Source organism: Pontibacter sp. Tf4, from assembly GCF_014212495.1.
Taxonomy (GTDB): Bacteria; Bacteroidota; Bacteroidia; order Cytophagales; family Hymenobacteraceae; genus Pontibacter.
In genome coordinates, this window is the sequence record NZ_JACKZC010000012.1 from 65,901 (window position 1) to 90,945 (window position 25,045).

Consider the following 25,045-nt stretch of genomic DNA (forward strand, 5'->3'; position numbering starts at 1 on the left):
TGTTTACAAGCTTAAATAATATATATTGGTTAAAAATTGATATCCGGTTTATCCCGGTCTCTCCAAAACCCTATGAAAACAGCTTACTCTTCCGCACTGGCGCGGTATGTCCTTTCCGCTGCGTTATTGTTCATCCTTGTAGTTAGTCCGTTCCGCATATTCGGGCAAGCCCCGAAAAGTGCTGAGATAAAAGGCTCGCTGACCGACGCCGAAACAAAGGAAGCGTTGGTTTATGCCACTGTGGCTGTTTACACGGCCCAGGATACAACCATGGTCACGTTCAGGATGAGTGATGCTAAGGGCCAGTTCAGGGTGCCGGGTTTGCCGCTCGATCAGCAGCTGCGTGTGGTTATTACCATGGTGGGCTTCAACGTTTACCGAAAAGAGTTCTCACTCACAACCGCACAGCCTGCCTTAGACTTTGGCCAGATCGTTATGGAGCAGTCATCAAGCATGCTTGGCGAAGTGGTGGTTTTAGCCGAGATACCGCCCATACTGGTAAAGAACGACACGCTGGAATTTAATGCCTCATCTTTTAAAACACTGCCCAGCGCCTTAGTAGAAGACCTCCTGAAAAAGCTGCCAGGGGTAACCGTAGATGCAGCAGGCAATATCAGGGTTAACGGCAAGGCGGTGCATAAAATACTGGTTGACGGGAAAGAGTTCTTCGGCAGCGACCCAACTATAGCCAGCCGCAACCTGCCTGCCGATGTCATAGAAAAAGTACAGGTAATGAATGACCCGGAAGTACTTCGCCGCGACCCCGACCTACCTGCCGGCGATATACCCCAGGTGATAAACCTGACCTTTAAAAAAGGCATCAAGAAAGGGATGTTTGGCAAAGTGTATGGCGGTGTCGGCACCGATAACAGGTACGAAGGAGGCGGCATCCTGAATGCTTTCCGGGACACAACGCAGATAAGCATTATAGGCTACACCAACAACCTGAATAAGGCCGGTTTTGGCATGGGCGATATGCGGAAAATAGGTGGTTTTGACCGGAGCGGGATGAGCAGTATCATGGTGCATAGCGATGGCGGTTATGCTATCAACGGTATCTCGTTCGGGGGCATGGGCGAAGGCGTTCAGCAGTCGTCGGGTGGCGGTGCAAACTTTAATACCGTTACCAAAAAAGGCGTAAAATTAAACCTGCAGTATTTTTATGGCGGCATTAAAGATAACCTGGACCAGATCATAAATTCCAGGCAGTTTTTAGAGAACGATACCTTAAACTCCCGCCAGGTAACCGACAAGCGTGGCCGGAACTACAACCACCAGATAGGCGGTAAACTGGACTGGAAACTGGACTCGCTCACAGACCTGACCATCTCGCCAACTATAGCTTACAGGCAAGGCCTGTCGGATCTGAACAGGTTTATCACTACTTACCGGGATGCAGGTGAACCAGTAAACACAAGCCAGAACGACGAAAATACCGAAGACGGCAACCTTAACTTTTCGGGAACATATGCCCTCAACCGCATTTTTGCTAAAAAAGGCCGCATCTTTAACCTGAATGGTACTTACGAGTATGCGGTGTTCTCGCAGGACAAGTATAACATAGCGCAGAACCAGTTTTTTGAGCCGCAACCTACAACCTCAGAGCTAAATCAGTTCCGGAACAACGACAGGACCCGCGTAAGCATTCAAAATGCTGCGTCTTACACAGAACCGATCATAAAGGACCTGAGCGCAGTTTTCAGGCTCAATTCAGAATATTTCAGCGACGATAACACCATCAGCACTTTCCTGCGCGACCCGGAGAGCGGCGATTACCTGGTGCCTGTAGAGGATTTTTCGAGCCGCTACGACCGCAGAGGCTGGCGGACCCATGTTACAACGGGCCTTAAATGGAAAGTAGGAAAAGCCACCATACAACCTTCGGTGCGGTTTACAGCCCTGGATATTAACAGCGATTTCAGGGACGGAAAACCTATCGCACAAAATTATTTTTATGTGTTCCCGTCGCTGAACGTGCGTTGGAAGGAGCTGTCGGCGAGCTATAGTGTAGACCTGAAGGAACCCGACGCGGTTGACCTGCAACCTATAGTTGATAACACAAACCCCTTGTTTATACGCTACGGCAACCCCAACCTGAGGCCAACAGTGTCGCATACTGTTAACCTGAACCTGTATAAGTTTAATATGCAGAAGGCGTTCAACTATAGCTTTTTTGCCTATGGCAGCATCAGCAACGACGCCGTCACAAGGCAGCGAACCGTGGAAGCCAACGGCGTGCAGGTGGTGCGGCCTGTAAATACAGATGGTAACCGTAGTTTGAATGGCGGGACCAACATTTCCAAGGACTTTAAATATAAATCGGGAAGGCAGATTTCGGTAGGGGCTGGTATGTTTGGCGGCTTTAACAGATCGCTTCTTATGTTGAATGATGTAGAAACCTACAGCCTCCGCTGGAACCTGAGCCCGTCGGTAAATGCCGGCTTTAACCTGAACGATAAATTTGAGTTTGACCAGAGCCTGCGGTTTAACATACAGGGCAGCCGCTACGAGCAACAGGTGTTTGCAGACCAGGATTTTGTAACACGCACCTCGGAAACAGGAATTGTACTGCGGATGCCTAAAAAGATAGTATGGGAAGCCAATTATGAAAACTGGTATAGCTCTAACACTGTGCCGGGGCTTCAGAACAGCATTGGCCGGTTAAATGCTGCCGTTACGTTCCTGTTCATGAAAAACGACCGGGCCCAGTTAAAGCTATCGGTTTACGACCTGTTGGACCAGAATGTAAATGCTTACCGCTCTATCAAAGAGAACATGATCGAAGATTTCCAGTCGATGACACTGACCCGCTACGGCATGCTGACCTTTACCTACAACATCCGCAATTTTGGTGGCAAAGTAGGAAGCACCAGCAACAATTCGCTTTTCAGGTTCTAAACCATAGTTAACCTTAACGGTTAAATCCCGAAATTAAAAAGCCTGCTGCAACTATGGTTACAGCAGGCTTTTTAGTTGCTATAGTTGATAAACCTACTGCGCCGGAACTATAGTTTGATGAGGTATGGAGCTATAGTTTATAGTTTCGCGGTTGCGGTCGGCCCAGTATGCCCAGATAATAAGTAGCCACTGCATTTGCCCGCCCCAGGCTACAGCATCCATACTTGGCGGCACTGGCCCGAACAGGTTCATAAAATAGATCACAACCAGGAACACTACCAACGCCCAGAAACTATAGTTGCCGGTCTTGTTCTTCGCCTTTGTAGTACGCAGGTATAGCCACAAACCAACTATAAATAGTAGTCCTTCCATAGCTATAGTTGCTATAGTTGATGTCCACAATCCAAAGCCCAGCATAGGCGCATCGCCGGGGTAAAGCGGCAGATCCGGCACGTGAACGATGAGGTCGATAAACCAGTGGCTGATAACCAAAAAGCCAAGCATAACTGCCGAGCGTGTGTCTTTTTTGATGAGCCAGTATACCAACCCGAACAGCAGGCCCCAGCCTAGCACCAGCAGCAAACTATGGGAGATAGGATAGTGGGTAAACTTTAGTGGCACCAGCACGCCTGGTTCCGGGGAGATCATAGCTTGCTCCAGATTGAGCATAAGTAGCGTAGGCCAGAGCAGATCGAGAAACTGCGCAGCCAGGAATAAAGTGCCAAGCGATGGCTTCGGGGCTGCGGCCTTGCCTGCCAGACCAACAGCAAAATGACCTAAGAACATGAGAGTGGGTTGGGGTTAGTTTTTAAAGTTTTGTTTTATGCTGGTGCGAGCTTTTAGCTCATACTAATCTTCTGGTTTAGAAAGTACGAGCTACAAGCTCGCACTAGCGGGGAGGTACAAATTTGTCCTTAAATTTTTACTAATTTGTTTTGAAGCCCAATGATTTAATCCTGCTTTCTATTTCGTTGTCTATTTTTGTTTTTGAAGTATAAAAGCCGAAATTTTTAAGTGATTTCGGTAGCTTTTTACTAATCAAATCATCGAAGTCAAGGCTTGTTTTATAAATCAAAAGCCTTCTTAGGCTTTCTAATTGCTCCAGTCCATCCAAATGAGAGAATGTTTTGCAATTTATAATTGCCAATTTTTCAAGATGAATTAGTGGTTTGTCAAATAACAGATTAGTTAGCTGAATCTGATCTTCTATCTGGAGATTCTTTAACTTAGTGAAAGATGTAATGTTCCTTAGCTCCTTGAAACCTCGCACTCGTAGGATTTCAAGTTCCTCTATTTCGTTACCTTCAATTTCACTTATATCACTTCTTCCTCCTAATATAAACTTAAGCGTTTTCAACTTTTTAAGTTTATTAATAAATGCGACATGAACTTTGCTTATCGAATTAAGTGACAAATATTCCAGCTTACTAAGCTCTCCAATAGCTTCTATGTTTTTCGTGTGGCCGCAACATACCAAGTGTTTAAGCCCCTGATATTCTTTAAGGTATTCTAGGTTTAAAGCTTTCGTTCTTGTGTCGAAGAGTAATAGTTTTTGCAGTGACTTTAAGTTTGCTGAGTTTAAAAACTCAGTCTCTTTCAACTCAAAGAATCCAATCCCAAGTGTATGGAGATTATTTAGTTTATTAAGGTAAAGTAGATTCTCTGCATGATACAGGCAATCTATGTAAAGAGATTTTACATCTAGTAGCTTTTCAAGGAGTTTGCAATCAAAGCATCCTTTGTTTTCATAGTGCCCATAAAACCTAATCTCGAGTAACTCATTGTTGCGAGCGCACAGCTTATTAAGCTCAGCAAGAATTTTGTCATCGTAAACCCTTTCTGAGAATTGAACGACAACAGTATTTCCATTGCTCAGCATTGATTCAATCAAATCAATATCAAGTGTGGCAGGATTGTTTATTCTGTTAATGGGTAACATTCAAAGTTGTGTAACTATTGTAAGAATTAACACATATTAGGCTTGTCTATTAAAAGCAGCAGATAAGCTAAATACAATATAGCTTAAAAACTATATACCAACAAAAAAGCCCACCGCAACTATAGTTACAGTAGGCTTTTATAGTTCATAAGTTCAGCTAATTAAATACCGCCCAGTTTGTTCTCCGGGTCATCGGGTATGTTCGGGAAGTTTTTCTGGAAGAAAGCGCAGAAATGGGTGAGGGGGCATTCTTCGCATTTCGGGCGGCGCGCGATACAAATGTAACGGCCATGCAGTATAAGCCAATGGTGCGCTTTGGCGATCAGTTCTTCGGGCAGGTTGCTTACCAGCTCGCGTTCAACTTCCAATGGCGTTTTCGCTTTTTTATCAACTAATCCCAAACGCTTGCTAACCCGGAACACGTGCGTATCTACAGCCATAGCTGGCTGGTTCCAGATAACCGAAACTATCACGTTGGCAGTTTTGCGGCCTACGCCCGGTAGCTTTACCAGTTCTTCCACGGTGCTGGGCACTTCGGAGTTAAACTGCTCTACCAGCATGCGGCCCAAACCTGCCAGGTGTTTCGCCTTGTTGTTCGGGTACGATATACTTCTGATGTACTCAAATATCTCTTCCGGTGCGGCAGCGGCTAAGGCTTCCGGCGTGGGGTAAGCTTCGAAAAGGGCAGGCGTTACCATGTTCACGCGCTTATCGGTGCATTGCGCGCTTAGCACAACGGCCAGTATAAGCTCGTAAGGGTTGGTATAAGCCAGTTCGGTTTCAGGCTCCGGAAAGTTATTGGTAAAATAATCGATCAGGAGCTTGTAGCGTTCTCGTTTGCGCATAAAAAAAGTTTGCAGTCAGTTAAGACTGCAAACTTAAGCTTTTTGAGTAATTCAGGATATTATTTATAGCGCGGTCGCTCGGGCTTTTGGTGGCGCCGTCTAATAGTCTTTGGATCAGCAGGAGGTCGGAGCAGTCGTCGGCCAGCTCGTTATCGTGCATAAGTGCTACCTCCAGCTGTTCCCGGGCATCGTCTGCCAACTCATTGTATACATACTGGATAAGCTCATTCTGAGTAGATGTTTTTATCATAAGCAATATTACCGTTTAGCATCTTCTTCCTGAGATTGATAAGCGCATAGCGCATACGTCCCAGGGCTGTGTTGATGCTCACACCGGTAGCGTCTGCTATTTCCTGGAAGCTCATGTCGGCATAATGGCGCATCATAAGTACTTCCCGCTGCGATTGTGGCAGCGTCTGGATCAGCTCGCGCAGGCGGGCAACGGTGTCTTCCTGTATCTGCAACGACTCGGCAGAGTCGGCGGCAAAAGCCAGGGTGTTAAACACATTGCTTCCGTCTTCCAGCGTGATCATCGGGCTTCGTTTCTCTTTCCTGAAAAAGTCGATCGCCAGGTTATGGGCAATACGACAGATCCACGACGAAAACTTGCCTTCTTCGTTGTACCGTCCGCTCTTCATGGTGTGGATCGCTTTAATAAAAGCATCCTGCATCAGGTCTTCGGCGGTATACGTGTCTTTAACGATCAAAACGATCGTTGTAAATACTTTGTTCTTGTGTCGGTTTACTAACTGTTCGAACGCATTCTCATTACCTGAGATGTAGAGCGAGACTAAAGCAGAGTCGCTCATCTGGGTAGTTGTATTCATCGTAAAGCTACATTAGTTTAACGTAGAGCTTTATATCATATTGTGCGCTTTAGGGGTTTTTGAACAGTTTTTTATTTGAAGTGTAGTGTCAAATATATGTAATGCTATTTTTCTATGCAACAGGAGTTACCGCTTTATGCGAAATAAAATTTAACACCCGGTACACGAACTATAGTTGGCAGAACGTTGAGGCTCCGCTTGCAATAGGTAGTATACGTTGGTATAGTATAAAAGAGTATGATTTTAATTTAATTTATTTTTCCACATATAGTAACCTGCTGTATATGAATATATTGTATTCCTGATTAACGATAAAAGAAGCCGGATGTAAACTATAGTTGGCAACTGGTAGACACATGAAAAACGTCTGTAAAGCTGCACCTGTACCGGCAGCCTCACAGACGTTACATCAGGAAAAGTAAGGTAAAATTTTTTAGATGGCCTGGTAATCGATCAGGCCTAAGCGCATCTGGAACACCTGGGCAATGCTGGTGGCTTTCTGTTTTATCTCTTCCGCCATCATGCCTTCAAAAAGCTCGTCCACGGTTTTAAGGAACAGTTCTATCCAGCGCCCGAAATGCTCGCGGTTAATGGGCAGGCGCATGTGCTTCGGGAAAGGCTGGCCTTTATAGCTCATGCTGCCAAATAGCACGGTGCTCCAGAACCTGTACATCAGGGGCAGGTGGTGGTCCCAGTCTATTTTTGCAAAATCGTTGAACACAGGCCCCAGCAGCTCATCCTTGTTTACATGGTCATAAAAGGTATCTACCAACAGCTTTATGTCTTCCTCGTTTTCTATGTCCCGTTTCATGTTTAAGTCTTTTCTAAGATGCAAGTATAGCGCGGCACATACAACGATAAAATGACATTGGTCAGTATCAGGCAGATGAGGGTGGCGGAAAAGAAAAGATCCTTCGGAAAGGGACTAACCTCTGCGAAGGATCTTGTGCTATAGTTTAGTAAATTTCTATTCCCGGGTATATCTTTTTAAACGGTTTAGTATAAGCAAAATACGTCTGTTTATCTCCCGCTCTTCCACGGGCTTGCATTGCGCCGAAATATCAGAAGGCTTCTGCAGTTTTTGTTCCAGGGCTTTCAGGTGGTCCAGGTAGCACTCCAGCGTGGTGCACGATATGTTTTTAAAGGTGTCTTCTTCTGCGCTGGTTGCCTTGTTGCGTATGTTAATGGCTTTTGCTATTTCTGCATTTATCAGCTTGGTTACGTCGGTGCTTGTCGTAATTTCCTGCTGGTACACCTTCTTCTCGATGTTTCCCAATAAACTTTTGATGTCCAGTAATTCCATAGTGTCAAAATATCTAAGAGTAAAAAAATAAGTAAAGCGCATGCTGCCGTGCTCCATCCGCAAATGGCCGGAGCATACGTGTTAACCCAAAAAGGTTTATGTGTTGTGTAGCTTATCTGCGCGCCTTTCTTTACAAGATCCGGATAGAATGATGACATTGGCGCACAAGCCGGAGAACAGAAGCAATGGCTGAGGAAGATGTCCCTGTTCTCTAAAAAGTTATACTTCTATTAAAGCCCTTGTGTTGCGGATTTCCTGTTAAAAAAAGGCAGTGATTTCATGATTGTTATTAAGTCGTTGTTAATGAGTATGTTGTGGTAAAATATTGTGTTCAGAAGTAATGTGAGCCGTTTTTGGTGCCGAGGGGTAAATTTAAATTTGATAACACTTGCAATAAACCTGCAACTATAGCTTGAAACTGCTGTGCAGGTGTGTACATTTGTGCCTGCTTTTTACTGTAACCGGCTCATAGCTGGGATTAGTGCAAGCATTTTTTCGTTAAACTGAAAGAGAAGAAGGGATTGGAAAAGATAAAACACGACCCTTACGCAGTGCTGCGACTGCCGGAGTTCCGGTTATACATTTCGGCGCGCCTGTGCATTACCCTGGCCATGCAGATACAGGCCGTTATAGTTGGCTGGCAGATCTACGACCTTACCAACGACCCGCTCTCGCTGGGGCTGATCGGCCTGGCCGAGGCTATTCCTTCTATAGTTGTGTCGTTGTATGCCGGTTACCTGGCCGATATGGTGCCCCGTAAAAAGATTATTATGGTAGTAGTAACGGTACTGATGCTATGCTCGGCGGCGCTGCTCTACTTTACACTGGATATAAGCAATACGCTTGCGGTTTTCGGGGTACTGCCTATTTACGCGGTCATCTTTATCAGTGGGCTGGCGCGTGGTTTTATGAACCCGGCCGTATTCTCGTTTATGCCGCAACTGGTAACAGGCAAGCAACTATACGCCAATGCCATTACCTGGAGCAGCACTACCTGGCAGGCAGCTTCGCTGGTTGGTCCGGCTATAGGGGGCCTGGTGTATGGTTTTTACGGTATCACGGCTGCTTATGCAACGGATGCTATCCTGGTATTTCTTTCGCTGGTGTCGTTTGCACTGATCGGGGCCAAGCCGTTGCCGGAAAATATTAATCCTCAGAACCTGAAGGAAAGCCTGAAATCGGGGCTGAAGTTTGTGTTCGGTAACCAGGTTATCTTAAATGCGATCTCGCTGGATATGTTTGCGGTGCTGTTTGGAGGTGCCGTAGCGCTGCTGCCTGTTTTTGCTTCTGATATCCTGAAGATTGGCCCGCAGGGGCTCGGTTTTCTGCGCGCAGCACCGGCAGTTGGCTCTGTAGTTATGGCCGTCTGGATGGCCTACCACCCGATTACGGTACAGGCCGGTAAAAAAATGCTGTGGTGTGTGGCCGGTTTCGGTGTGAGCCTGATCCTGTTTGGTTTCTCTACCAGTTTCTGGTTCTCGCTGGTCATGCTTGTCCTGAGCGGTGCTTTTGATAGTATAAGCGTCATCATCCGTTCTACGCTCATCCATACCCTTACCCCGGAATACATGAAAGGCCGGGTATCATCGGTGAACAGTATTTTTATCGGCTCTTCTAACGAGATAGGGGCTTTCCGGGCGGGGGCTATGGCCAGCTGGCTGGGAGCAGTGCCGTCGGTGGTGCTGGGCGGTTTAATTACCTTAGGGGTAGTGGGCATTACAGCTGCCAAAGCCGACAAGCTCCGTAACCTGGACCTGGAGCCGCAGACAGCGTAACTATAAACTATAACTATAAACCAGGAGCGGCACCACATCTGCTGTAGTGCCGCTCCTGGTTTTCCTTACTTTTCGGCTGCCTGCTTTTCTGAAGCAGCATTTTTCTTGTTGGCTTTGTGTGGTCGCCTATTGCCGTAGCTACCTTTGGCTATCTTGCCTTTTTTCGATTTTTTATCTCCTTTTCCCATAATTGGTTTAGTTAGTTTAGCAGATGCTACCTCATACGGGTAAGGTATAGTTATTGGTTATAGTTGTTATTCCAATACCACACGCTGGTGCACTACCTGGTTGCCCATAGTTGCAGTTAAAAAGTAGAGTCCTTTGAGCTTAGGTAGTTCATGCATTGGCAACTCAAACAAATGGCTCCTGCTGGTTATAGTTTTAGTGTACACTACCCGGCCGGCTACATCCTTTAGCTGTAAAATAGTTTGCTGGTTAGCTGCATTGCTGATAGTGATATTGCAGTTACGGTTTTCGCAGGGGTTTGGCAGAATGGCAGCCTGCATGGCGTCTCCGGCATCCCAGGCAACGGCTACTGTAGCAGAATAGCTGTGTGTGTTATCGAAGTCCACCTGCTTCAGACGGTAATAGTTTATGCCCCGCAACGGCAGCTTATCCAGTAAACTATAGCTTTGCGGCGTAGATGTGGTGCCACGGCCCTGCACGGTGGCTATACTCTTAAAAGACTTGCCATCGGCGCTGCGCTCCACATCAAAATGGCTGTTGTTCAGTTCGCTGGCTGTCTCCCATTTTAAATCGATCCCACTTTCGGTGGCTTTCCCTTTAAAACTGGTGAGCTCAACGGGGAGCGGAGTAATATCTCCGCATTCAAAAGACTCATCATACCAGAGGTCAACCATAACCTTTTCACCGTTGTCAAGCCAGATTGTTACTTTTAATATTCCATCCTTAAAGGTATTCGCGTTTATCTTAAAAGGATAGGTATTTACTTCTGCCGATATCTCACTATCAGGAATCGTGTGATCCTGTCCCTGAGTTGGAGTAACTGTTATTTCTGAAACAATATCACAGATGTCCTGAAAAAAAAGCTCGACATCTAATTGGTCATTCTGTGGGCCTCCTCCCTGGTTTATAGCAGGAGTAACGCTCACATATCCAATTCTAAAACAATCATTATAGGTATAAGTGCAAGGCTGTGGGTCTGGTACTGGTGTGGCTTGTGCCAGCGTCTGGTGAAGTGGCAGAGCAATTAAAATGGAGGAAAGAAGTATAGTGCAATAAGTAAAATTTTTCATAGCGTGGGTATTTAGGTTCGGAACTATCGGCAGTATCGGCTACATACCCGGTGTCAGGGGTAACGGGGTGTTGCGGCTTTAGCGAGGGTGCGTGAGTAAGCCGTATTGTAGAGGGGAAACAGGCGCTTTTTGCAGGCAGCAACAGGTAAAAACTTCTGTCGCCAGGCAGATGGGCAAAGCCGGCGTTACCTGTGAAAGTATGTACAATCTTTGCCAGCCTGTGCCTGTGCAGTTACTGTAACTAAGTGTACGATTTCTATAGTTTCCCGTTAAATTAACATAAGTGTTTTTAGCAGAAGCAGTGCAAAATTTTATGGGTGCTGGTCAGGGCTGGGTATTTACAAACTTAGCCCAAAAGCTAAACCTTTTTTTGCCGGATACTGTTACAAAAAGATGCTCTACGCTGTTAGGAAGCGCAATTCGGCTAAACCCGTAGCAGGCACTGTAACCTTATAGAGGCTGTTGTCCTGTTCGCTTCAAAATGATGTCGGGTATTTGTAACTTTACACAATTATCTAAAATAGAAAAACGGATTTGGGTGAAATTAAATTACCGGGATCTGACGCTACTATGGCCATAACTCCTGACTATAACATCGACGAACTGGATGCACGCCAGAACATTATCATAAAAGGTGCGCGCGTACATAACCTGAAGAACCTGAGCGTGGCCCTGCCGCGTAACCAGTTTATAGTTGTAACCGGTTTGTCAGGTTCCGGAAAGTCTTCGCTGGCGTTTGATACATTGTATGCCGAAGGGCAGCGCATGTACGTGGAAAGCCTGAGCTCTTACGCACGCCAGTTCCTGGGTCGTATGGATAAGCCGGACGTGGATTACATCAAAGGCATCAGCCCGGCCATTGCTATTGAGCAGAAAGTAAGTATAAAAAATAACCGATCCACGGTTGGTACCAGCACCGAGATCTACGATTACCTGAAGCTGCTGTATGCCCGCATTGGTAAAACCTATTCGCCGGTTTCGGGTGAGGTGGTGCGTAAAGATTCTGTAGCCGATGTGGTGGACTTTATCTTTTCGCTGGAAGATGAAGCCCGCGTTATGATACTGGCGCCGCTGCACCTGCAGAAAGACAGAACCCTCGCCAAAGAGCTGGACCTGTTGCTGCAGAAAGGCTACTCCCGAATTTATGCCGATGGTACCGTTTACTTTATAGAGGAACTGCTGGAGCAGAAAAACCCGAAACTGGGCAAAGAGATCTATATCCTGATCGACCGGGCAGTGATCTATAAATCAGACGAAGATCTGCAGTTCCGGATTGCCGACTCGGTGCAGACGGCTTTTTTTGAAGGGCAGGGCGAGTGTCGCGTAAAATTTGGCGACGATGAAGAGCGTGTGTTCTCTGATAAATTTGAGCTGGATGGGATGGTGTTCGAAGAGCCTTCGGTTAACTTCTTTAGCTTTAACAACCCCTACGGTGCCTGCCAGACCTGCGAAGGTTTTGGGTCGGTGCTGGGCATTGACCCTGACCTGGTTATTCCGGATAAAAGCCTGACCGTGTACGAAGGGGCAATTGCGCCGTGGCGAAGCGACAAGATGAACGAATGGCTGCAGCCGCTGATCAAAAATGGCATCCGCTTCGATTTCCCGATCCACCGCCCGTACAACGAGCTTTCTCAGAAAGAGCAGGAATTGCTCTGGAATGGTAACAAATACTTTGATGGTCTGAACGATTTCTTCAGGCACATCCAGTCGCAGACACATAAAATTCAGTACCGTGTCATGCTGTCGCGTTACCGTGGCCGCACTACCTGCCCCGATTGCAAAGGTTCGCGCCTGCGCAAAGATGCCAGCTATGTGAAAGTGAACGGCAAAAGTATAACGGACCTGGTGCTGATGCCGATTACACAGGTGTTGCCATTCTTCCAGAACCTGCAGTTAACTGAGCACGAAGAGAAAGTAGCTGACAGACTGGTAACCGAAGTAACAAACCGTTTAGGATACCTGGAGCGTGTTGGCTTAGGCTACCTTACCTTAAACCGACTATCCAATACCCTTTCAGGTGGCGAGAGTCAGCGCATCAACCTGGCAACTTCCTTGGGTAGTGCGTTGGTGGGATCAATGTACATCCTGGACGAGCCAAGCATCGGCCTTCACCCCAAAGACTCTGAGCAGCTGATCGGTGTACTGCGCTCTTTGCAAAAGTTGGGGAACACGGTTATAGTTGTAGAGCACGAAGAAGAAATGATGCGCGCTGCCGACCAGCTCATCGATATTGGTCCGGAAGCTGGCTCAGGTGGTGGTAACCTGATGTTCCAGGGTACGCTGGATGAACTGACCAAAAAAGCGGATACCTATACGGCTCGTTACCTGAGCGGTCGCATGGAAGTGCCTGTGCCACGCCAGCGCCGCAAATGGCGAAACGCGATCGAGATAATCGGGGCTCGTGAGAATAACCTGAAAAACCTGAACGTGAAAGTGCCGCTGGATGTGATGACAGTGGTAACAGGCGTAAGCGGTTCCGGTAAATCGACGCTGATCAAGAAAATTCTGGCGCCGGCTATGCAAAAGCTGCACGGCTCTACCTCGGAGGCAACCGGTAAATTCGACAAGCTGGCCGGCGATTATAACAAGATCCAACACGTAGAGTTCGTGGACCAGAACCCGATCGGAAAATCCTCGCGCTCTAACCCGGTTACCTACGTGAAGGCGTATGATGCCATCCGTACACTGTATGCCGATCAGCCATTAGCCAAAGCGCGCGGATTTAAGCCATCGCACTTCTCGTTTAACATAGAAGGTGGCCGTTGCGAAGTGTGCCAGGGTGAAGGTCAGGTAAAGATCGAAATGCAATTTATGGCTGACATTTTCCTGACCTGCGAGAGCTGCCACGGCCAACGCTTTAAGCAGGATGTGCTCGATATCAAGTATAAAGACAAGAGCATCTCCGAAGTACTGGACATGACCATTGCCGACAGCATCGACTTCTTTGCCGATCAGCAGAAGATCATCGAAAAGCTGCGGCCATTGAATGATGTAGGCTTAGGGTACATCCGTTTGGGTCAGTCGAGCAATACACTTTCCGGTGGTGAGGCGCAGCGCGTAAAACTGGCATCCTTCCTGACAAAAGGTATACAGCCACACCACGAGAACATCCTGTTCATTTTTGATGAACCCAGCACCGGCCTGCACTTTCACGACATCAGCAAGCTACTGCAATCCATCAACGCGCTTATCGAAAACGGCAACACCGTCGTTATCATCGAGCACAACATGGACATCATCAAATCCGCAGACTGGATCATAGATCTCGGCCCGGAAGGTGGTATAAACGGTGGTCATCTGCTGTTTGAAGGCACCCCGGAAGATATGGCGAAGCTGGACGATAACCATACCGCCCGTTTCCTGAAGGATAAACTATAGTTTGAACTATAGATAACCTCACCCCAGCCCTCTCCTAAAAACAGGAGAGGGCTTTTTGTTTATTGCTATAGTTAGAGCGGTTCTATAGTTGCTACGGCTTTATTCTTGTCTGAATCAGGATTTACAGGATTTAGGGATTTTCAGGATTTGGACTTTTGCTATAGTTACCAGCTATAGTTCTATAGTTGCTGTAATCAAACCACCCCTGCCCCTCCTTATCCAAGGAGGGGAACTCTGATACTGCTTTAAATTTAGCTACAGTGCTATAGTTGCAGACCACGAACAGACAGGCGCAGCCTGACACAAGGAACTATAACCACGAGAAAAGCAGATCTGCTTTAGCCAAGAGCATATACAGCAGCTATAATTAAAAAAGTTACTATCGAACTGATCTCAGTCTTTAGGTTGAGCGCCTTTGACTTATTGCGGTGCCGTCAGGCAATCCGAGGCACGAGGATAGCAAGAAGGCAGCAGCGCGATGCCCGAAGACGGGGTCTCCCGGCCTCAGAGGGAGCCAAACAAACTATAAAACTATAGGTAAGTAGAGCTCCCAGGATTGGAGGAAACTATAGTACAACGGCTTGGTTCCATCAGTAGGCAAAGTCAACTATAGAAGGATAGCCTTTGAGCATCAATTATAGGCTATGATAGATTTCTTGCTACACTCGAATTGACAAGAGAGAACAAATAAGCGTAATCGCCAACACCACCTAACACGACAAATAATACCGCTCATATACCATAAATTACTAACTTGCCGTAAAGCAGCGGAAGCTGATAAACCAACTATAAATTCATCATCAAACTATAAAACATGAGAAAACGAATTGTTGCCGGCAACTGGAAAATGAACAAGACCTACGAAGAAGCGTTGTCGCTGGTGTCGGAGATCGATAACATGGTGAAAGACGAAGTGAATGGCGATGTAACCGTGATCGTGGCGCCGCCTTTCCCATTCCTGCAAAGCGTAGGTAAACTTACCCAGGGCAACGATAAAATGTACTTAGCGGCCCAGAACGTGAGTGAGCACGAAAGTGGCGCATTTACCGGCGAAGTTTCGGCAAGCATGCTGAAGTCGGTTGGGACGGAGTATGTGATTATTGGCCACAGCGAGCGCCGCATGTACCACCACGAAGATGCCCAGACACTTTACAAGAAACTGAAAGCAACTATAGCACAAGGCTTAAAACCGATTTTCTGTTGCGGCGAACCGCTGGAAGAGCGCGATGCAGACCGCCATTTCGAGTATGTAGGCAAGCAACTGCACGACAGCCTGTCGTACCTGAGCAACGAGGAATTTGACCAGGTAGTGGTAGCCTATGAGCCGATCTGGGCTATTGGTACCGGCCGCACAGCCAGCAGCCAGCAGGCACAGGAAATGCATGCTTATATTCGGGAGGAACTATCCAGAATGTTTGATGCCGAAGCGGCTTTTAACTGCTCTATCCTGTATGGCGGTAGCTGTAACCCGGGCAATGCGAAGGAATTATTTGCGCAGCCAGATGTGGATGGCGGCCTGATTGGGGGAGCATCCCTGAAGTCCAGAGACTTTGCCGATATCATTAAATCGTTCTAAGACCGAAAAATTATAGTTAAAAAGGCTGCTGATATAGGATGTTAGCAGCCTTTTTTGTTACCTTAATTCGTTATCTTTGAGTAAAATGTGAATTATGTCTTTGTTTTTTACCTTTTGGCTGGCGCTTTTGCCTTTTTTTAAGCCTGCGGTACCAGCCGCCGAAGCAATGCCTGCCAGCAACGACCGCTGCCGTATTTATGGCAGCATTTACCTGGAGCGCGATGCCAGGTACAAAAACGACGCCCGCTATTCTGTTTTTCTGAACGAAGATGAAGCCTTTGCCGACATGGTGGTGTACCGCGAAAGTAACAAGCTTTTTGCCGATGCCACCGCTGTGTGGTACATCACACCCAACAAGGCCTTTGCCGATCATATTTTATACGTAACCGATAACCGTAACTTGGCTGATATAACGGTGCACTTCACAACGGTGCGCTCATTTGCCACTTGCCGCGAATAATACAACACATGGATTTTATAGAAGTAACCTTAAAAGTAAACGCTGAATTTGCGGACATACTGACTGCCGAGCTGGGAGAGCTGGGTTTTGATGCCTTTGTAGAGAATGAGGACGGTTTCAGTGCTTACATTGACGAAGACAAGTTTAGCCAGCCGGAACTGGAAGAGACTATAGCCCGCTACACAGACTTTACACAAATAGACTATAGTACCCGGAAAATTGAGCGCCAGAACTGGAACGAAGAATGGGAGCGTAATTTTGAGCCGCTTTTTATCGGAGATAAAGTTTCTGTCCGCGCCTCGTTCCACGAGAAACCTGCCAATGCGGAATATGATATCGTGATCAACCCGAAAATGTCGTTTGGCACGGGCCACCACGAAACCACTACGCTCATGATTGAAAACCAGCTGACCCTAGACCACCAGGGCAAACGTGTGCTGGACATGGGCTGTGGCACCGGCATACTGGCTATTATGGCCGGCGAACTGGGCGCCAAAGAGATTGTAGCCGTAGAAATTGAAGACTGGACCGTAGAGAACGCCCGCGAAAATGCAGAACTGAACGGTTACGGAACGATAGATGTGCGCCTGGGCGGTGCTGAAACTATAGCCGGCGATAGCCCTTACGACATTATTCTGGCCAATATCAACCGCAACGTATTGCTGGAAGATATGCCTGCCTATGTAGCAGTTCTTAAAAAAGACGGCTATCTGCTGCTAAGCGGATTTTATACCGAAGACCTCCCGATGCTGCAGGAGCGGGCAACCGAACTGGGGCTTACCTACCTGTCGCACCATGTAAAGAACAACTGGGTTTCAGCCATCTTTCAGAAATAGCCATTATCTTAAACGTACTACTCTATGAAGTACAGACTTTTACTCTTTCTTTTTTTATGTACAGCCTTTGTAGCGCAGGGGCAAAGCAAATTCTCTAACAAACCCGCCGAGTTTATTACTGAAGCCAAAAATCTGATGGTGGCCGGCAAGGTAACGAACGTGGAGCAGCTGAATGCGGACCTGGATGATATCTGGAACAGCGGCAAGCTGACTGAGAAGCAGAAAGCGCAGGTAATAGATATTTCGCAGCGCATGTATCGCAAAAAGATGCGTTCCAACCCGCACTTCTCCGATTTTTACATTATGCTGACTGCCGCTGTAAACAAGCACAACCTGCGTGGCAACAGCCTGAGCAGCATGCTGGATGTGGTAGAGAAAGCAGTAGATAACGAGGACCTGGCCAACGTAGGTAATTTCCTGAATACAAGCAAACTGTACCTGACAACAGGCCGCATTTTCCAGAAGGCAAACTATAGGTTATATGCTACGGGCGGTAATTTCAGCTTTACCTATGAGGGAGAATCTAAAAAAGACGACAGCAAACCGGAAGGTGCCAGTGCCTGGGACAACATCTCCTGGGATGATGAAACAGAGGCAAGTACCGAAAGCACAGACGATGGCTGGGGAGACGAATGGGGAGCACCTGTAACCAAACCTAAAACCGAGGCTCAGAAAAAAGAGGATGCTAAGAAAGCTGCCCAGCGTCGTAAAGAAAGCCTGAAGCAGCGTTTCATTCCTGCACCGCCAACTGTGTCGGGCCCTACCCTGAAGCTGGAGAGTGTAGATATTGTTTTTGCCACCAACTACGACTCTACTGCCATTCAGAAAACCAGCGGACAGCTTATGCTCTCGAAAGGCATATTTGTTGGCGAAGGCGGCTCTTACGACTGGGAAGCAGGCGGCAGCCAGGCATCGGCTATTTTCAGGAAGTACGATTTTGATGTAACCTTTGCCGGCTTTAAAGCACCGGATGCCACTATAACTTACAACGCAGTGCTGGCCTCGCCGGTAGAGGGTTCTTTTGAGTTCCGGAGCACAAAGCGCGGTGCAAAAGGCGAAAAACTATACCCCCGCTTTGCCTCCTTTACCAACGATGCGCAGGTAAAAAGCCTGGGCGAAAGAATAAACTATAAGGGCGGCTTTTCGCTTGCCGGCGATTTGATCGGGAGCCGGGCACTGGACGGCAGCCTTTCACAGATCACAGTGGTAGATGGTGGAAAACCCAAATTCAGCTCGCGCGCGCTCAACTATACCCTGAATGATTCGGTGATCGTAGCCTCGCGGGCGGCCGTGTCTATTTACCAGGAGAAGGATTCTATCTCGCACCTGGCAGTACAGCTGCGTTACTCCAAGCCAAAAAACACATTAACGCTTACCAAAGACAAAGGCCCGTTCAGCCGCACGCCGTTCTACGATACGTACCACCAGATGGAGATCGTGGCAGAGCGTGTTTACTGGGACCTGAACACACCGGATATCAACTTCTCGGTGCTGAATACCAAAACCATTATACCGGTGCAGCTCGAGTCTACCAACTATTACTCCAACAACCGCTTTCAGCAAATGGTGGGTGTAGCTACGTTTCATCCGCTGCAGATGCTGGTGGCCTATGCTTCCAAATCCAAGAAAAGCGAGTTCTATGCTGCCGATGTCTCTAAATTCAATAACATAAACGAGCAGGCCATCCGGCAGGCAGCCCACAACCTGTCCCGCGAAGGCTATATTGATTTTGATAACAGCACCGGCTACATTGCCCTGAAGCGCAAAGCCTGGCTGTATGTAGGAGCATCCAAAAAAATGATGGACTACGACCACCTGGTTATCCGATCGGTGGTGCCATCCGGCCGCAATGCTACTCTTAACATGAACAACAACAAACTGGAGGTGCGCGGTGTGAATAAAATCGCCTTTAACATCGATACCGCCAGTGTGTACATCATCCCGGATAGCTCTATCGTGCGCATCCTGGATAACCGTAACATCGAATTTGGAGGCCAGGTATTTGCCAGCCGACTGGCGTTCAAAGGGTCGCAGTTCAAGTTCAATTACGATGAGTTCATGATCGATATGCAGCAGCTGGATACGATCGCGATCGTTACCAAAGAGCGCAAATCGTCGCGTGGCAAAGTGACAGACCAGGTACTTACCAGCCGCACGGGCAGTTTAACAGGCAAACTATACATCAACAAGCCAAATAATAAGTCTGGCAAAGAGTTTTACCCCGAGTATCCTAAGTTTGATGCCCCGGTGGGTGCGCAGGTAACATTTAACCGGCCTGATGTATTGGGTGGCGCTTACGACAGCACAGTTTACTTTGACATGCCGCCGTTTAAGCTCGATAGTTTAAGTGCCGGCAAGGGCGCCATTGGTTTCGATGGTACTTTCCATTCGGGTGGCATTTTTCCGCCGATCAAGACCAAACTGACCATGATGCCTGACCAGACGCTGGGCTTTTATTACCAGCCGCCTGCCAAAGGTATACCTGCTTTTGGTGGCAAGGGCATTGCCTTCGATACCGTGATGATGAGCTCGAAGGGTATCCAGACCAAAGGTACGCTTACTTACCTGACCGCTACCCTGGAAGCACCTGAGTATACGTATTATATGGACTCGGTGCGGACTGATAAAGGAGCAACCGTAACTATAAAAGAAGAAAAGCTGAATGGTGCTGAGTTCCCGGTAGCAACGCTTAACAACTTCCAGATGAGCTGGCTGCCAAAAGCGGATTCGATGTTCCTGCGCACACCAAAAGAACCGATGCTGATCTATAAAGAGAAGTATAAGTTTAAAGGCGTGGCTAAACTATCGCCGGGTGGTATGTACGGTCATGGCGAGCTCGATAACCCGGTAGCTAACGTAACTTCGCCGAAATTCCTGTTTAAACAGCGCAGCTTTGCAGGGAACAATGCCCAGATGATTGCCAAATCGGACGTGCAGGTAAGGCCGGCCATTAAAGCGCAGGGCGTGGAGTTTAACTACGACATGACCAAAGGAACAGTGGATTTCGGTATTGAGAAGCAGGGAGCCGCGAGCCTTGAGTTCCCGAGGGCCCAGTACAAAACATCGATGCGCAGTGCCCGCTGGGATTTTGCAACCGAACGCATTACCCTGCAAGCTGATAAAACCGGTAAGAACTACTTTTACTCGCTGCATCCTGAACAGGACTCGCTTAACTTTATGGCGGGTAGCGGTGTGTACGACCTGAAGAAGAATACCATACTTGCCGGTGGCGTGCCTTATATTGCCGTTGCCGATATGTATGTAATTCCGGATAGCGGTAAAGTGGTAGTGTCGGCTGATGCCACAATCCGTACGTTGCGTAAGTCGCGCGTGCTGGCTGACTCGGCACAGCAGTACCACAAACTATACGAAGGCAACCTGGATGTAAAAGCCCGTAAACTATTGTCCGGCTCCGCTTACCTGACTTACCTGAACGCTGCCGAAGATTCGTTTAAACTACACTTTACAAACTTTACGTTCGACAATCCGCAGGGCAAGCGCAAGCCTATCTATTCGTTTGCCACCGCCACCGTCGACGAGAAAGATAAGTTTTACATTTTCCCTCGGATCCTGTTCCGGGGTAAAGTACTGATGCATGCCACCAAACCTTACATGGACTTTGACGGCGAACTGAAGCTGACCTTTACCGGAAACGAAGCCGACTCGGACTGGTTCTCTTATAAAAAGGATACCCTGAACCCGTCCAACGTCCGCATCCCGATACAGAAGGCAAAGGCAGCAGACGGCACTCCGCTCCGCACAGGTATACACTTGTCCGCAGCTACAGCCAAACTATACAACACCTTCGTGTCGCAGAAGCAGAACGAAGATGACCTGGACCTTTTCCTGGTTGATGGCTCGATCTCTTACAACAAAGCGAACAAGGAGTTTAAGATAGGGCGGGAAGAACGGGCGTATGCTAACTCGTATGAGGGTAGCGTGCTGCGTTACAGCGAAGCTACCAATACCCTGCACTTCGAAGGCAAACTGAATTTCCTGAAGTCTACCAGAAACTTTGGGTTGGATGCCTCGGGCAGTGGTGTGGCCAACGTGGATAGCAGCAAGTATAAGCTGGATGCCTTCCTTGCCTTTAACATGGAAATGCCGGAAGCCGCGCTAACGGCCATGGCCGAACACCTGGAGGAGAATACCGGTGCAGCCCCTGAAGCAATGGATAACAGCGATGCAACGTACTATAAGCTGGGCGAATTTGTGGGCGACCGTGGTGTACGCAAGTATATCAACGAGTCGGGTAGCAACTACATTCCGCTGCCTAAGCTGGATAAGTCGCTTGTCCGCAGCCTGATCCTGAACAAGGTGGACCTGCACTGGTCTAACGACCAGAAGGCCTGGTACAGCATCGGCAAAATAGGTGTGGCCAGCATCCTGAAAGAAGACGTGAATGCCATGGTAGATGGGTATGTAGAGATAAAGCAGGACCTGAACGGACAGCCAACCCTGAACCTTTATCTGCAGGCCGACCAATATACCTGGTACTATTTCAGTTATTATGAAAACGGCCTGACACTGGTTTCCTCGAATGATAAATTTAACCGGGCGGTGCAGGCAAAATCAAAACGCAGCCGCGGCACCACGCTCAACTATGGCTTTTACCCGGGCGAGACCATTGATAAAAACCAGTTCCTGGAGTACTTTACTAAAACTTATTTAGGCGGTAAAGATGGCTTTAAAGTGGTTACACAGCAGCCCGAAATAGATACAACCGACGATGTGGACTTTGTAGATGAGGCGCCCAAAAAGGAGAAAAGGAGGAAAAAAAATAAAAAAGGCAGTGAAGAAGAAGCAGAAGCCGGCGGCTTATAACCACTAAGTATATAGTTCGCGTATATTATTTAACAGGTGCAAGGCTTTAGAATTAAGATTAGATTTCTATATATTTGATGTTCTGAAGCCGCCCACACTGCTAATTACCTGCAAAGTGGAGAACATCTGGCTTACGTAAAACAAGAATCTTACATTGATGAATATACTTTTGATTGCTGTACTTTGTGTGGCTGCTTACCTGATTGGCTCTGTATGTACTGCTGTATGGCTCGGCAAATGGTACTATGGTATCGACATTCGCCAGCATGGCAGCGGAAACTCGGGCGCCACTAATACATTCCGGGTACTGGGCAAAAAGCCAGGTACTATCGTGATGCTGATCGATATTTTTAAAGGCTGGCTAGCCACTTCGCTTGCCGGGTTTCTGGTGCTTTTTAACGCCATCCCTGCCGACGACCTGATCATTTACCAACTGATAATGGGTATGCTTGCCGTGATCGGACACATCTTTCCGGTATATGAGCGCTTTAAAGGTGGTAAAGGCGTAGCTACCCTGCTGGGTATGATGCTGGCCATCCAGACGGATGTAGCGCTGTTGTGCATGGTAATCTTCGTGATCGTATTGTTCACGTCGCGTTATGTATCGCTTGGCTCTATGATCGCAGCGCTCTCCTTTCCGATCCTGTTGCTGTTGCCCCGCTTTCACCCGGATAACCCAATACTTATCATTTTCGGGTTCATCCTTTTTGCCGTAGTAGTTTTAACGCACCGCAAAAATATAAACCGCCTGATAGCCGGCGAAGAAAGCAAAGCCAACATCAAGATAGGCCTGAAGAAATAAACTATAGTTTAGGTAATACTATCATAATGCCACTCTTTTCGGAAGGGTGGCATTTTTTATTAACTTTAAGTCAAACCAATGTACAACCGATGAACAACTATATCTCCGAGAACAAAGACCGTTTCCTGAACGAGCTGCTCGATATGCTCCGTATCCCCTCTGTAAGTGCCGATCCTAAATTTAAGCAGGATGTATTGCGCACCGCCGAATTTGTAGCCGACAGACTGCGCGAAGCCGGAGCCGATAAAGTAGAACTATGCGAGACTGCCGGTTACCCGATCGTGTACGGCGAAAAAATTATTGACCCGAACCTGCCAACGGTGCTGGTATACGGCCATTACGATGTGCAGCCCGCCGACCCGTATGAACTATGGAATTCGCCACCGTTCGAGCCTGTAATAAAGGATGGTAAAATTTATGCGCGTGGTGCCTGCGATGACAAAGGCCAGATGTACATGCACGTAAAGGCTTTTGAAGTGATGATGCGCAATAACACGCTGCCTTGCAACGTGAAGTTTATGATTGAAGGGGAGGAAGAAGTTGGGTCGGCTAACCTGGGCACGTTTGTGAAAAACAACAAGTCGAAACTGGCTGCCGATGTGATCCTGATCTCTGATACCGGTATGTTGGGCAACGATACGCCATCCATCACCACCGGTTTGCGCGGCATGAGCTACATGGAAGTAGAAGTGACCGGCCCTAACCGTGACCTGCACTCCGGTTTATACGGCGGCGCTGTTGCCAACCCGATCAATATCCTGTGCCAGATGATCGCTTCGTTGCACGACGAGCACAACCGCATCACCATACCGGGCTTTTACGATAACGTGAACGAGCTGAGCAAGGAAGAGCGTGCGGAAATGGCGCGTGCGCCGTTTAGCCTGGATAAGTACAAGCAAGCGCTGGATTTGAGCGATGTGCATGGCGAAGAAGGCTATACAACGATGGAGCGTACCTCTATCCGCCCGACACTGGATGTGAACGGCATCTGGGGTGGCTATACAGGCGAAGGTGCTAAAACAGTGATCCCATCCAAAGCATTTGCCAAAATATCGATGCGCCTGGTGCCTGACCAGACCTCTGAAGAAATAACTGAGAAGTTTACCAAGCACTTTGAAAGCATAGCACCGGGCAGCGTAAAAGTAGTGGTGAAGCCACACCATGGCGGCGAGCCGGTAGTTACTCCAACCGATTCTGTTGCTTACCAGGCAGCGGCCAGAGCTTATGAAGAAACCTTTGGCATTAAACCGATACCGGTGCGCAGCGGCGGCTCTATTCCTATAGTTGCCATGTTCAAATCAGAACTGGGTCTTGATTCGGTGCTGATGGGCTTCGGACTGGACAGCGATGCCATACATTCGCCAAACGAGAACTTCGGTGTATTCAACTACATGAAAGGCATCGAAACGATACCATTATTCTATAAGTACTATGCCGAAATGAGCAGGTAACTATAAGCTGACAATTATAAAAAATCCCCGGCGCAACTATAGCACCGGGGATTTTTTTGAACTGCTCTTTTCTCGGCAGTTATATTTTCACTGACTATCTGGCAGAAGGGATGGTGATTCCCAATGTGAACATGATAGTAGAGTGACGGGCATTGCTGATGTCGCCGCCGTAGGTAATGTCCTCATCCACGAAGTCGGAGAATGCGCCGTTGTAACGTACACCCAGGTTTAAGCTGTTGCCTAAAGCTAATCCAACGCCGGCTGCATACCCGAACTCAAATTCTTTCAGGCCATCTTTGTCTTTGCTATCGCGTGTAGAGGCGCGCTCAATGCCATTCTCATAGGTCTTGGTCTCGTTGTTCACGCTAAGTAAATACGATGCCTGCGGGCCAGCTTCGAAGTACAGCGGACCGGCTTTGATCTTGGCAAGAACAGGTAGATCCAGGTAGTTATAGTTTACTTTACCTACATACCGGAAAGTACCTACTTCCACATCGGCATTCTTAAATCCTTTCTGCGAGTAAAGCAGTTCCGGCTGTATGGAGAAGAAGTTATCAACGATGCCGATGTTGTACGTGATACCACCATGGAAGCCCCACTTGTTTTCGAAGTTGTCTTCGTTGCGCAGGTCGCCGGAAATATTGGACAGATTTGCACCAGCTCTGATACCTACTCCGGATTGTGCCTGTGCTGCTGTAGCACCTGCAAACAGCATAGCGCCTATAATCAATAGTTTTTTCATGATCTTATGAGTTTTAAAATTGTACTACTTACGTACCATAAACGGCAACGTCTATACTTTTAGCTTTCTTTTTCTAAAATTTAATACACGTGTGTTACGAATGATCGGAAGCCTGAACTATAGCTTTAACCGG

19 protein-coding genes are annotated in these 25,045 nt (G+C 47.6%); 9 read left to right on the top strand and 10 right to left on the bottom strand.

All coding sequences use genetic code 11. The features are described 5' to 3' along the window. Positions 1 to 72 precede the first annotated feature (72 nt). Complete coding sequence (locus tag H7F15_RS18095; RefSeq protein ID WP_185198409.1) at positions 73 to 2,898, top strand: outer membrane beta-barrel protein; 2,826 nt, start codon at positions 73 to 75, stop codon at positions 2,896 to 2,898. Positions 2,899 to 2,991: 93 nt separating this feature from the next. Here the strand turns inward: H7F15_RS18095 and H7F15_RS18100 are convergent, their stop codons facing one another. The 7 genes from H7F15_RS18100 to H7F15_RS18130 form a co-directional block, all read right to left on the bottom strand. After that, positions 2,992 to 3,684, bottom strand: a complete 693-nt coding sequence (locus tag H7F15_RS18100) for a hypothetical protein (RefSeq protein ID WP_185198410.1) — start codon at positions 3,682 to 3,684, stop codon at positions 2,992 to 2,994. A gap of 139 nt (positions 3,685 to 3,823) precedes the next feature. Next, on the bottom strand, positions 3,824 to 4,837 hold the full coding sequence (locus tag H7F15_RS18105) for a hypothetical protein (protein ID WP_185198411.1): 1,014 nt from the start codon (positions 4,835 to 4,837) through the stop codon (positions 3,824 to 3,826). A gap of 161 nt (positions 4,838 to 4,998) precedes the next feature. Continuing rightward, a complete protein-coding gene (nth, locus tag H7F15_RS18110) occupies positions 4,999 to 5,682 on the bottom strand; it encodes an endonuclease III (RefSeq protein WP_185198412.1) in 684 nt (227 codons plus the stop codon). Positions 5,683 to 5,701: 19 nt separating this feature from the next. Next, positions 5,702 to 5,932 (bottom strand): hypothetical protein, encoded by a 231-nt coding sequence (locus H7F15_RS18115; RefSeq protein ID WP_185198413.1) that lies wholly within the window; start codon positions 5,930 to 5,932, stop codon positions 5,702 to 5,704. Next, the gene (locus H7F15_RS18120; protein ID WP_162428452.1) at positions 5,907 to 6,509 is read right to left on the bottom strand and encodes an RNA polymerase sigma factor; all 603 of its coding nucleotides are present in this window, start codon (positions 6,507 to 6,509) and stop codon (positions 5,907 to 5,909) included. Before H7F15_RS18120 ends, H7F15_RS18115 begins: the two co-directional genes overlap by 26 nt. A gap of 433 nt (positions 6,510 to 6,942) precedes the next feature. Further along, positions 6,943 to 7,320, bottom strand: coding sequence for a group III truncated hemoglobin (locus H7F15_RS18125; protein ID WP_185198414.1), 378 nt, complete (start codon positions 7,318 to 7,320; stop codon positions 6,943 to 6,945). 156 nt (positions 7,321 to 7,476) lie between these two features. Further along, positions 7,477 to 7,812, bottom strand: coding sequence for a hypothetical protein (locus H7F15_RS18130; protein WP_185198415.1), 336 nt, complete (start codon positions 7,810 to 7,812; stop codon positions 7,477 to 7,479). 521 nt (positions 7,813 to 8,333) lie between these two features. On the opposite strand from H7F15_RS18130, the gene H7F15_RS18135 reads away from it, so the two are divergent. Beyond that, the gene (locus tag H7F15_RS18135; protein ID WP_221627122.1) at positions 8,334 to 9,587 is read left to right on the top strand and encodes an MFS transporter; all 1,254 of its coding nucleotides are present in this window, start codon (positions 8,334 to 8,336) and stop codon (positions 9,585 to 9,587) included. 65 nt (positions 9,588 to 9,652) lie between these two features. Here H7F15_RS18135 and H7F15_RS18140 read toward each other — a convergent pair whose 3' ends face one another. Together H7F15_RS18140 and H7F15_RS18145 are read right to left on the bottom strand one after the other, a co-directional pair. Then, positions 9,653 to 9,775, bottom strand: a complete 123-nt coding sequence (locus H7F15_RS18140; protein WP_185198416.1) for a 30S ribosomal protein THX — start codon at positions 9,773 to 9,775, stop codon at positions 9,653 to 9,655. A 66-nt stretch (positions 9,776 to 9,841) separates the two neighbouring features. After that, positions 9,842 to 10,843: a T9SS type A sorting domain-containing protein gene (locus tag H7F15_RS18145; RefSeq protein ID WP_185198417.1), complete on the bottom strand. Its 1,002-nt coding sequence runs from the start codon at positions 10,841 to 10,843 to the stop codon at positions 9,842 to 9,844. A 570-nt stretch (positions 10,844 to 11,413) separates the two neighbouring features. On the opposite strand from H7F15_RS18145, the gene uvrA reads away from it, so the two are divergent. The 7 genes from uvrA to H7F15_RS18180 all read left to right on the top strand — a co-directional run bounded on the left by uvrA (position 11,414) and on the right by H7F15_RS18180 (position 24,170). Beyond that, the gene (gene uvrA / locus H7F15_RS18150; protein WP_185198418.1) at positions 11,414 to 14,221 is read left to right on the top strand and encodes an excinuclease ABC subunit UvrA; all 2,808 of its coding nucleotides are present in this window, start codon (positions 11,414 to 11,416) and stop codon (positions 14,219 to 14,221) included. 814 nt (positions 14,222 to 15,035) lie between these two features. Continuing rightward, positions 15,036 to 15,797, top strand: coding sequence for a triose-phosphate isomerase (tpiA, locus tag H7F15_RS18155; RefSeq protein WP_185198419.1), 762 nt, complete (start codon positions 15,036 to 15,038; stop codon positions 15,795 to 15,797). A gap of 94 nt (positions 15,798 to 15,891) precedes the next feature. Further along, a complete protein-coding gene (locus tag H7F15_RS18160) occupies positions 15,892 to 16,257 on the top strand; it encodes a DUF6150 family protein (RefSeq protein WP_185198420.1) in 366 nt (121 codons plus the stop codon). Positions 16,258 to 16,265: 8 nt separating this feature from the next. Continuing rightward, entirely contained in the window at positions 16,266 to 17,093 is an 828-nt protein-coding gene (gene prmA, locus H7F15_RS18165; RefSeq protein WP_185198421.1) for a 50S ribosomal protein L11 methyltransferase, read from the top strand. 24 nt (positions 17,094 to 17,117) lie between these two features. Further along, positions 17,118 to 21,917 (top strand): hypothetical protein, encoded by a 4,800-nt coding sequence (locus tag H7F15_RS18170; protein WP_185198422.1) that lies wholly within the window; start codon positions 17,118 to 17,120, stop codon positions 21,915 to 21,917. Between the two features lie 157 nt (positions 21,918 to 22,074). Beyond that, a complete protein-coding gene (gene plsY / locus H7F15_RS18175; RefSeq protein ID WP_185198423.1) occupies positions 22,075 to 22,719 on the top strand; it encodes a glycerol-3-phosphate 1-O-acyltransferase PlsY in 645 nt (214 codons plus the stop codon). Positions 22,720 to 22,745: 26 nt separating this feature from the next. Next, complete coding sequence (locus H7F15_RS18180; protein ID WP_185198424.1) at positions 22,746 to 24,170, top strand: dipeptidase; 1,425 nt, start codon at positions 22,746 to 22,748, stop codon at positions 24,168 to 24,170. A gap of 94 nt (positions 24,171 to 24,264) precedes the next feature. Here H7F15_RS18180 and H7F15_RS18185 read toward each other — a convergent pair whose 3' ends face one another. Beyond that, positions 24,265 to 24,912: a porin family protein gene (locus H7F15_RS18185; RefSeq protein WP_255481322.1), complete on the bottom strand. Its 648-nt coding sequence runs from the start codon at positions 24,910 to 24,912 to the stop codon at positions 24,265 to 24,267. Positions 24,913 to 25,045 lie beyond the last annotated feature (133 nt).